Below are 10299 nucleotides of genomic sequence, written 5' to 3' on the forward strand. Positions count from 1 at the left end.
ACGGAATATATTTGTATGGTATAATATTCTTCTGGGGGTGACCTGATTTTGGCCAGAAGAAAAAAGAGGAAAAAAAAGGGTGCCGGATTTAGTGGCGTCTTAAAATATGAAATTTACGGCATTGTGCTAATCACGCTGGCAGTTATAGCTCTATCGGGTGAAGCCACAGTGGGACGTTCGCTTTCCAAGATGTTTGGACTGATGCTTGGCAAGTTTTATTTTGCGATTCCGCTTGTGGGCATATATTACGGTTTGATGGTGATGATTCATCGGAAGTGGCCGAGTGGCTGGACTACACGCAAGACCGGTTTGGTACTGCTGGTCTTTGCTTTAACCCTGATGAGTACCATATCCGCCATGCATCAGAAGTTGCTTCCGGTTGACGCACTTGAACCAGGTGCGGTGCTGACCCAAGTACATAATGATATGCAAACTGAACTATTGACCCCTGCTGTCTCTGGAGAACGGGATTCCATGCTTGGTAAGGATATTAGCGGCGGGTATCTTGGTGCAGGACAGTTTGCTTTATTTTTGTGGTTATTTGGCAGTCTTGGCGCAAGATTGATCATGATCGTGATGTTTGTGATTAGCTTTATGCTTGTTACGGGGCTTTCCTACGTTGATTTGATACGCATATTCCGAACGAAAATTTGGGATGCTGGCAGTTCCATGTATAAAAAGCTGGAATCCAGACCTGCAAAACGTTCCGCTTCCAATGTGGCGGGGGTTAAAAAAAGAAATGCACGTAAACTTGCGCCTGTACCCGTTGATGATGAGGAAGAGGATGACGATTATGATTCTCCCGATTCCCAAGAAGGACAGTTGCCCAAACGTAAGGCTCCGATTTTCTTCCAGTTGTTCGGGAAATGGGGAGCGGATCGTCAGCCCGCGAAACAGGCTGAGGAATCATCAGAAACAGATGTGTTTGACTCGGAACAGGTCGTTTATCGTGCTGGGCAGGAGTTGCCAACTGAGGCATGGTCTGGAGAGACTGGGTCATCTGTGATCAAAGGTTCTGGAGTAGCAGCTGTTGGTGCAGCAGCATCGGTAACGCAGACCAAGGCTGATTCGGCACCGATTATTCGTGACTTCTTTGAACATGTCAGATCAGAGGGCTCTGACAAAGATGATGATCTGGATGATGCCTATCCTTTCCCGGATGATCTGAATCATAACGACAGCACTCTAGGTCAGGTAGACAAAGCAGATATTAAATTTACAGATGAACTGGTAGAAGCAGAGTGGACTGATGCGCATGGCACAACAGACATGCTTCAAGCCGATCCTGAGCGAGAGATGACGGATGGAGAAGACGGGCCGAGTAAAACGTTGAACTCTGGAACGGAGCAGGATGGTGTGGCAGGAGAGAATGCGCAACCGATCGTACCGCCACCACCCCCGCCGAAGCCATACAAGCTTCCTTCATTCCGTCTTTTGTCCAAGCCTAATAATAGTGGAAAAGGCAGCGATCAGAAGGATTACATGCAGACTGCGCGCAAGCTGGAAGCAACGTTAGAAAGTTTCGGTGTACGTGCCAAAGTTCTGGAGGTTGTCCGAGGTCCAGCGGTTACGAGGTATGAAATTCAGCCAGATATCGGGGTCAAGGTTAGCCGGATCGTCAGTCTTACCGATGATATCGCTCTAGCTCTGGCTGCGAAAGATATTCGGATGGAAGCACCGATTCCAGGGAAATCGGCAATTGGTATTGAAGTTCCGAATGGCGAGGTATCCGTTGTGACCATGCGTGAAGTGATGGAAACAGCTACGTTCCAGGATGCTGAATCCAAAGTAACGATTGCGTTTGGACGTGATATATCCGGTCAGACGATCATTGGCAACTTGGCTCGTATGCCTCACTTGTTAGTGGCTGGTGCTACCGGATCAGGAAAATCGGTATGTATCAACGGCATTATTACCAGCATTTTGTATAAAGCAAAGCCGGATGAGGTCAAGTTTCTAATGGTTGACCCCAAAATGGTCGAGCTGAATGTTTATAACGGAATTCCGCATCTGATGGCACCGGTTGTGACCGATCCGAAAAGAGCGTCGCTTGCGCTCAAAAAGATTGTAGTTGAGATGGAGAAAAGGTATGAGTTGTTCTCCAAATCAGGTACACGTAACGTTGAGGGATATAACAATTTGATGAAAGATAACCCGGCAGCGGTATTGCCTTACATTGTGGTCATTGTGGATGAGCTTGCTGATTTGATGATGGTAGCGGCTGGAGATGTAGAGGATGCGATTGCGCGCCTTGCACAGATGGCTCGTGCAGCCGGCATTCACTTGATCATTGCGACGCAGCGTCCTTCCGTTGATGTTATCACAGGGGTAATTAAAGCCAATATTCCTTCACGGATTGCATTTGGCGTATCCTCACAAGTTGATTCACGTACGATCCTGGATATGGGTGGAGCGGAGAAGTTGTTAGGTCGTGGTGACATGCTGTTCATGCCAATGGGTGCTTCCAAGCCGATTCGTGTTCAGGGTGCGTTTATGAGTGATGAAGAGGTTGAAAATATCGTGAATTACGTTCGTGGTCAAGGTGAAGCGCAGTATGATGAATCCCTTGTGCCAGAGGTAGATGACTCCAGTCAAGCAACGGAAGAAGTACAGGATGAGTTATACGAGCAGGCTGTACAGATCATTCTGGAAGCGAAGCAGGCTTCGGTGTCACTCTTGCAGCGTCGAATGCGGGTAGGTTATACGCGTGCAGCGCGTCTGATTGACTCGATGGAAGCCAGAGGTGTGATTGGGCCATATGAAGGCAGCAAACCGCGCGAAGTGCTTGTTTCGCTGGAACAGTATCAACAGAACAAAATAAGCTCATAATGAAGCGTTAGAAAACCTTCAACCTTTATGGTTGGAGGTTTTTTTGCTGTTCCACAGCTTTTGAGGTTTTGCCATTTGCTCCAGAGATCGGATGGTTTGGTGCATAGGAAACATGACTGCTTGTCATAATAACGGTAGCGATTCTGTTAAATCCCACAAGAGAAAGGTAGAGCTTAGTCGATGCGAAAAATGAACCTATGGCTTTTCACTGCTATTTTGCTGATAACCGCGCTTGGAATCCGTTATTTGCTTCCTGAGCATACAGCGCCTCAAAATGCTGCTCAGAACAACCCTCCAGTAGAGGAAAAAGCAATGCCGACTTTCAGTAACAATACCGTCAAATATGGTAGTTACGGTCAGGATGTCTACGAGCTTCAGGGACGATTAAAGTATCTTGGTTTCTACAATGGCAAAATCGATAGTAATTTTGGCAGCAGCACGCTGAAATCAGTGAAATGGTTTCAATCTGAGTTTGGCATGAAGGCAGATGGTGTGGTTGGAGCCAAAACCAAGTTAAAGCTGTATAACGCCAGCACGAAATGGTCACCTACCGAGCCTCCTTTGCATAAAGAAGGGGCATCTGGGGGAGACACAGGCGGAGGTGGAGAACCTTCAAGTAATGAGAAGGACAATATGGGTTCTGCCAATGCGATGGGACTCTCCGAGAACGAGCTTAAAATTATGGCGAATGCCGTATATGGCGAAGCGCGAGGCGAACCGTTTGAAGGTCAGGTAGCCGTAGCCGCTGTTATTCTGAATCGCGTAAACTCACCAAGTTTTCCTTCTACTCCATCTGGGGTTATCTTTCAGCCGGGAGCATTTACAGCCGTAGCCGATGGACAGATCTATCTGGAACCGAACGCTCAGGCGAAAAAAGCTGTTGAACAGGCATTGAACGGGTGGGACCCTTCCGGTGGATGTTTGTATTATTTTAACCCGAAGACAGCCACATCCAAATGGATCTGGACTCGTCCGCAGGTGAAAACGATCGGGCAGCATATATTCTGCATGTAATCGGGCGGGAAGCAACCAGAAGGCATCACTTTGGTTGCTTCTTGGCTTTTGGATAGTTTAAAATGGTGGTTACGTTTAAGCTTAAGGACAGGTTATCTAAATGACGCCGTAAAGGGGTTTTGACATTTGAATACCGCAGCATTTGAACGGGGGAGCCGTAAACAGATACGTATCCATGTGCTTCCAACCAAACGTTTCAAAACGTTTGCTATCTCACTGTATGCCGGAGTTCCGCTACGCGAGGACACTGTTACTCCTGTGGCATTGACACCGTTTGTTTTAAGAAGAGGGACAGAGTCCTATCCGGAAACAACGCAGTTTCGAGAGCAATTGGAGCATTTGTATGGAGCAGGATTTGGTTTTGACGTCTATAAACGCGGTGATTATCAGATTGTGCAGTTTCGTATGGATACCATTAATGATTCGTTTGTCGGAGGTGGGGAGCAGCAACTTCTGGATCGTTCGTTTGCGTTTCTTGGTGAAGTGCTGACCAAACCCGCAAGGGAAGATGGACACTTCAAAACGTCGTACGTGCAGGCAGAGCGCGAGACGGTTCGTAAAAAGCTGGAGTCCATTGTGAACGATAAAATGCGTTATGCGGCTGAACGGTGTATCGAAGAAATGTGCAAACATGAGCCTTACCGTCTTCATCCCCTGGGTGAACGAAAAACACTGCCCGTCATTGAGCCTCCTGAATTAACAGCTGCTTATGAAAACTGGCTAAAGGAAGCCAGTATGGACTTGTATGTGGTTGGGGATACAACACTTGAAGAAGTGGAGAAACTGGTACAGCGTCATTTTAACCTTGAACGTAAGATTTCCTCTGACTATCAGGCTCAGAAGGCGCTGCGTGGGGATGAGGAGCCAAATACGGTCATTGAACGGCTGAATATTGGGCAGGGTAAGCTGAACCTGGGGCTTCGCACTTCCATTACCTATGCAGATGATATATATGCAGCAGCGCTAATGTATAACGGTATTCTGGGTGGATATCCGCATTCGAAGCTGTTTGTTAATGTTCGTGAAAAAGAAAGCCTCGCCTATTATGCTTCTTCCAGATATGATGGGCACAAAGGCATTGCCACGATTCAATCCGGGATTGAGATTCCCAATTATGAAAAAGCAGTGACCATCATCAAGCAACAGCTTGAGGAAATGAAACTTGGTCATATCACCGATCTGGAGATGTCCCAGACAAAAGCAATGATCCGTAATCTGTTAAAAGAAATGCAGGATGCTGCTTTTGAGATGATTGCTTACGATTTTAACCGTCAGTTGTCCGGTAAGGAGAGAACATCTGAAGAGCTGCTTGCACAAATCGAGCAGATTACCAAGCAGGATGTTCGTGAGGCCGCAGAGCAGTTCCGTCTGGATACGATTTATTTCTTGCGGGACGAGAAGGAGGAATAGTCGTGGAGAGCATTCGGTATGAACATTTGCAGGAGACATTATATTACGAAGTAATGGCGAGTGGACTGCATGTCTATGTTTTGCCTAAACCGGGTTTTCAGAAAACATATGCCACCTTTGCGACCAAATACGGGTCAGTGGACAATCACTTTCAAGTGGAAGGACAAGCTGAGGTAAAGGTGCCTGACGGTATTGCTCATTTTCTGGAACACAAAATGTTTGAGGAGCCAACGGGTGATATTTTTGCAACATTTGCTTCCCATGGTGCTTCTGCCAACGCATTCACAAGTTTTGATCAGACCGTTTATTTGTTTTCGGCAACCGAAAATATGAATGAAAATATACAAACATTAGTTGATTTTGTGCAAAATCCGTACTTTACAGATCAAAACGTCAACAAGGAAAAAGGCATTATTGAACAAGAAATAAATATGTATGCCGATAATCCGGATTGGCGGGTTTATTTCGGATTGATTGAAGCGATGTATCAAAAACATCCGGTGCATATTGACATTGCGGGCACGGTTCAATCCATTAACACGATCACAAAAGAAACGTTGTATACGTGTTATAACACATTTTATCATCCAAGCAATATGCTCTTGTTTGTTGTCGGCGGTGTTGATCCTGAGCAGGTCATTAGCATGGTTCGTTCCAATCAGGAGCAGAAAAATTTCGAGCCGCAGGGCCCGATTCACCGCTTCTTTGAACCAGAGCCAGAGCAGGTGGGAGAGGCCAGACGAGAGGTCAAATTATCCGTTTCCCTGCCGAAATGTTTGTTTGGATTCAAAGAAACAGATGTTGGACTTACAGGAGAGGCACTTTTGCGCAGGGACACAACCACGCAGCTGATGATGGATCTATTGTTTGGTTCAAGCACACGTCTGTTTCAGAAGCTTTATGATGAAGATCTGATCTCGGATAGTTTTGGACATGACTATATCAGTTCACCGCAATATGCCTTCTCTGCGGTTGGTGGGGATACCAAAGACCCGGATCAATTGTTGAAACGGATACGCGAGGAAGTCGAAGTGATTGTGCAAAAAGGATTCGATGCTTCCGATTTTGAACGAGCGCGCAAAAAGAAAATTGGCGGTTATTTGCGCATGCTCAATTCACCGGAAAACATAGCGAATGAATTCACACGTCAGCAATTCCGTGGCGGTGACTTTTTCAATATGATTTCATTGTATGAAGCGATTACGCTTCAAGATGTAAATCAAAGACTGAAAGAGCATATTCGTTGGGATCAGCTGGCTGTATCACTCGTTGTTAGTCCTTAACCATGGAGAGGAAACAGGACGAAGTTTGAAGGGTTCACTAGATTGGGAGTGAAAGTTATGGGGGGACACATTGTGAAAGCTATAGGGGAAATGACTGTTCTGGTTACCGGGGCAAGCGGAGGCATAGGAGCTGCAATTGCAGAGCGGTTTGCCAGTGTAGGTATGAACGTGGTGTTGCACTATATGAAATCGCATGAAGCGGCCAATGAAGCGGCAAGACGTTGTATGGAGCGGGGAAATGGGCGCATTATGACGGTGTCAGCGGATCTTCGCAGCAGGGAACAGATTCAGCGCATGCGGGAAAAATTGGCTTCTCACGAGTTGTTGCCGGATATTCTTGTGAACAACGCAGGTATATCTCACTATGGTTTGCTTGCGGATGTGACAGAGGAAATCTGGGATGAAGTGATGGCGATTAATCTGAAAGGTACTTTTCTATGCACACAAGAGATGATGCCACATATGATCTCCCAAAGATACGGCCGAATCATTAATGTGTCGTCCATCTGGGGCTTATCTGGTGCATCTTGTGAAGTGTTGTATTCCACAACCAAGGGCGGGGTAAATGCCTTCACCAAGGCACTTGCCAAAGAGCTTGCTCCCTCCGGCGTTACGGTGAACGCCGTTGCTCCAGGGGCTGTTCAGACGACGATGTTAGACCATCTGGATCAGAGTGAGCTGAAGATGTTGGAAGATGAGATTCCTGCGGGGCGACTGGCGCAGCCGGACGAAATTTCGTCACTGGTTTATTTTCTCGCACTTCCTGAGTCGGGATATATCAATGGACAGATTATCAGCCCTAATGGAGGCTGGCTGACTTAATGCCGGTGTTCAAGTTATAAGACCAGCATATGCTTAGCTGAATATGGTATATAGGTGTTTGAGTTCTGACATACAGCTTGATTTAATTTTAAAAGCTCGTATATAAAATGTCCGGGAAGCACATATTACAACTGTTGATTTTAAATCTCATGCGTCAGCTAAGGAGGATTTATCATGTCAACAGAAAACACAGTAGTTTCTAACTTTGACACATGGAAGAAGTTCCTGGGTGATCGCGTTCGGCAAGCCGAGAAGATGGGAATGAGTGAAGAAACCATCAACAAACTGGCGTACGAGATCGGTGACTTTCTGGATGAGAAAGTTGATCCGGCGAACCATTCCAACCGAGCATTGAAGGAACTATGGGATGTCGGCGATGCGGATGAGCGTCGTACGATTGCGTGCCTGATGGTCAAATTGGCCAAACAAAACGCATAAAGGCAAGAGATGAAGAGCTCCCGCAAGGGGGCTTTTCTCTAATGATTACAAACGGATTACAGAGCTGTTCTTGTAATTCATTTTCATTTTATATATCATTAACGTGACCCATTTTTAGAAGACGACCCGAAATAGCGTCCAGTGGACACGTTCGGATGTTGTCAAATAATGTGGAATAATGCATTACGGGGTGTATACATGGAAACTAAACAATGGTATATGGAATATAAAATACATAAGAACAGACCTGGTCTTTTGGGGGATATCGCCTCTATGCTGGGGATGCTTGAAGTCAATATATTGACCATTAACGGTGTGGAAGGCAAAACGCGGGGCATGTTGCTCGAGTCAGATGATGATGAAAAGATCCGTCTGCTCGGAGAGATGCTTGGTAAAGTCAACAGCATTACGGTATCGGCACTACGTCAACCCAAATTGGTGGATATTCTGGCTGTGCGACATGGTAGGTACATTGACCGGGATTCGGATGATCGCAAAACATTTCGTTTCACCCGGGACGAACTTGGGTTACTAGTTGATTTTTTGGGTGAAGTATTTAAAAGAGAGGGAAATCAAGTGATCGGCTTGCGCGGTATGCCGCGAGTTGGTAAAACAGAATCAATCATCGCAGGCAGTGTATGTGCTATGAAGCGTTGGACTTTTGTATCTTCTACCCTTCTTCGCCAAACGATTCGGAGCCAAATGTCCGAAGACGAATTGAACCCGAATAATGTGTTTATCATTGATGGGATTGTCAGCACAATTCGCTCCAGTGAGCGGCACTATAATCTGTTGCAGGATATTATGTCGATGCCTAGTACGAAAGTGATTGAGCACCCGGATATTTTTGTGCAGGAATCCGAATATGATTATAATAATTTTGATATTATTATTGAATTGCGTAATAATCCTAACGAAGAAATTATTTATGATACGTTTACGGCAAGCTATACCGACGAACTGTAAAGCTCCGTACGGAATCATGGAATAGATCCGCAACAACTGAAGAGATAAACAGAAGGAGGAGATGGCATGTCTGAACTGGGTCAGCAGTTAAGAGAGGCCCGGCTGCAAAAAGGGATGAGTCTCGACGATGTACAGGAAATGACAAAAATTCGCAAGAGGTATTTGGAGGCTATAGAAGCAGGGGATTATAAAGTGTTACCTGGCAGCTTCTATGTGCGTGCATTTATAAAAACCTATGCGGAAACGGTGGGACTGAATGCCGATGAGCTGCTGGAAGGACATAAAAAGGACGTACCCGCAGAAACTGCGGAAGCAACCATGGAACCGGTAATCCAGAAGCGCTCCAGTCGGCCGGCGGAGCGGAGCAACCGCTGGATGTCTGTTGCTCTAATGTGGACGTTCCCTATTCTGATTATCGTGCTTTTGTATGTGTATATGGCAAACAACAAAGGTGATGACACCAATCCACAAGGTCTAGATGATACAAAAATTACGGACAGTCAGAAGCCTGCTAATGACAAACCTGATCAACCATCCGATAACGGGCAAACTGCAACTCCGCCTGCAACCGATTCGGGATCGAATGATACCGGTAAAGGTGATGCCGGCGGAAACGGCGGCGGTAATGAAGCGAATGGTCAGACCGACGGTGAAAATAACACTCAAACCGATGGACAGACTGACGGACAAACCGACGGACAAACCGACGGACAAACAGGTGAGAACCAAGAGGGAACACCGCCAACTACGCCTGGTTCAGTTACTGTTTCTCAGGATGGTAAATCAGGCAATATTACAAACTTCAAAGTTAGCGGAAGCGCAGGTCAGCCTGTAACTGTTACGATCAAGGCAACAGGTAACAGTTGGCTTGAAGTGTATAAAGGCGAGAATTCAAGCGGTGAGAAGCTGGAGTATGGCAATACAGCCGACGGTGACACGTTTACATTTACTTTGGACAGTGCAGGCATGTACATTAAATCCGGTTATGCGGCGGCAACAACCATTGATGTTGGCGGTCAAGTAGTAACGGACGGCAAAGCAACCAACCGCATTCGTCTTAAACTGGATACAGATAGCACAGCTTCTTCCACGGGAACTGAAGGCATGACAGGCACAACGACCAGTGGTTCCTCAGAAGGCGGAAGCTCCAGCAACGAATAACCTAGCTAACTGCAGGAGACAATAATCTTGTCTTCAATTGCAGTTAACTTATGGTGAAGTGAGGTGGATGGCCGTGACAGTCAGCTGGATCGTAACCGGTTTAGGGATTATTGTCAGCCTCCTGGGTTATTACCTGACTCCAAATGCCTGGGGTTACGGAATATTGGGCTTTGGACTTGCGCATATCGTCCTCGGTGTGCTCGATATGTTCAGACAGCCTAACCGTAGCCGGTATTAAGGCAGCTCAACCAGCAAGCATTTTTGGTGACCGAATGGTACTCCAAAAATGCTTTTTTCTATGAGGCGTGCCCAGCAAAGCACGCATCTTCTAGCCGGTGAAAGTCCGGTCGCAGGAGGGGCCAAGCCCCTGCGTAGC

Annotated in this window: 9 protein-coding genes; all 9 read left to right on the forward strand. The window is 46.4% G+C overall.

Annotated elements, in window-relative coordinates; translation table 11 throughout:
* Positions 1 to 48 precede the first annotated feature (48 nt).
* The 9 genes from EC604_RS12680 to EC604_RS30145 all read left to right on the forward strand — a co-directional run bounded on the left by EC604_RS12680 (position 49) and on the right by EC604_RS30145 (position 10161).
* Positions 49 to 2829, forward strand: a complete 2781-nt coding sequence (locus tag EC604_RS12680) for an FtsK/SpoIIIE family DNA translocase (RefSeq protein WP_123064499.1) — start codon at positions 49 to 51, stop codon at positions 2827 to 2829.
* A 180-nt stretch (positions 2830 to 3009) separates the two neighbouring features.
* On the forward strand, positions 3010 to 3843 hold the full coding sequence (gene sleB / locus EC604_RS12685) for a spore cortex-lytic enzyme (protein WP_123064500.1): 834 nt from the start codon (positions 3010 to 3012) through the stop codon (positions 3841 to 3843).
* 126 nt (positions 3844 to 3969) lie between these two features.
* Complete coding sequence (gene yfmF, locus EC604_RS12690; RefSeq protein WP_123064501.1) at positions 3970 to 5253, forward strand: EF-P 5-aminopentanol modification-associated protein YfmF; 1284 nt, start codon at positions 3970 to 3972, stop codon at positions 5251 to 5253.
* A 2-nt stretch (positions 5254 to 5255) separates the two neighbouring features.
* Positions 5256 to 6536, forward strand: a complete 1281-nt coding sequence (gene yfmH / locus EC604_RS12695) for an EF-P 5-aminopentanol modification-associated protein YfmH (protein WP_123064502.1) — start codon at positions 5256 to 5258, stop codon at positions 6534 to 6536.
* Positions 6537 to 6593: 57 nt separating this feature from the next.
* Complete coding sequence (gene ymfI, locus EC604_RS12700; protein ID WP_123064503.1) at positions 6594 to 7358, forward strand: elongation factor P 5-aminopentanone reductase; 765 nt, start codon at positions 6594 to 6596, stop codon at positions 7356 to 7358.
* Between the two features lie 174 nt (positions 7359 to 7532).
* The gene (locus EC604_RS12705) at positions 7533 to 7796 is read left to right on the forward strand and encodes a DUF3243 domain-containing protein (RefSeq protein WP_123064504.1); all 264 of its coding nucleotides are present in this window, start codon (positions 7533 to 7535) and stop codon (positions 7794 to 7796) included.
* 198 nt (positions 7797 to 7994) lie between these two features.
* The gene (locus EC604_RS12710; protein ID WP_123064538.1) at positions 7995 to 8762 is read left to right on the forward strand and encodes a DUF3388 domain-containing protein; all 768 of its coding nucleotides are present in this window, start codon (positions 7995 to 7997) and stop codon (positions 8760 to 8762) included.
* Positions 8763 to 8828: 66 nt separating this feature from the next.
* Positions 8829 to 9923: a helix-turn-helix domain-containing protein gene (locus EC604_RS12715; RefSeq protein WP_123064505.1), complete on the forward strand. Its 1095-nt coding sequence runs from the start codon at positions 8829 to 8831 to the stop codon at positions 9921 to 9923.
* Positions 9924 to 9996: 73 nt separating this feature from the next.
* On the forward strand, positions 9997 to 10161 hold the full coding sequence (locus tag EC604_RS30145) for a hypothetical protein (protein WP_167375816.1): 165 nt from the start codon (positions 9997 to 9999) through the stop codon (positions 10159 to 10161).
* Positions 10162 to 10299 lie beyond the last annotated feature (138 nt).

This window comes from Paenibacillus amylolyticus, from assembly GCF_003719335.1.
GTDB lineage: Bacteria > Bacillota > Bacilli > Paenibacillales > Paenibacillaceae > Paenibacillus > Paenibacillus amylolyticus_D.

What these genes read in the sequence shown, in the direction of transcription:
- EC604_RS12705 (WP_123064504.1), top strand. Translation starts at nt 7,533, where the DNA reads ATGTCAACAGAAAACACAGTAGTTTCTAACTTTGACACATGGAAGAAG.
- EC604_RS12715 (WP_123064505.1), top strand. Translation starts at nt 8,829, where the DNA reads ATGTCTGAACTGGGTCAGCAGTTAAGAGAGGCCCGGCTGCAAAAAGGG.
- EC604_RS12710 (WP_123064538.1), top strand. Translation starts at nt 7,995, where the DNA reads ATGGAAACTAAACAATGGTATATGGAATATAAAATACATAAGAACAGA.
- ymfI (WP_123064503.1), top strand. Translation starts at nt 6,594, where the DNA reads ATGGGGGGACACATTGTGAAAGCTATAGGGGAAATGACTGTTCTGGTT.
- sleB (WP_123064500.1), top strand. Translation starts at nt 3,010, where the DNA reads ATGCGAAAAATGAACCTATGGCTTTTCACTGCTATTTTGCTGATAACC.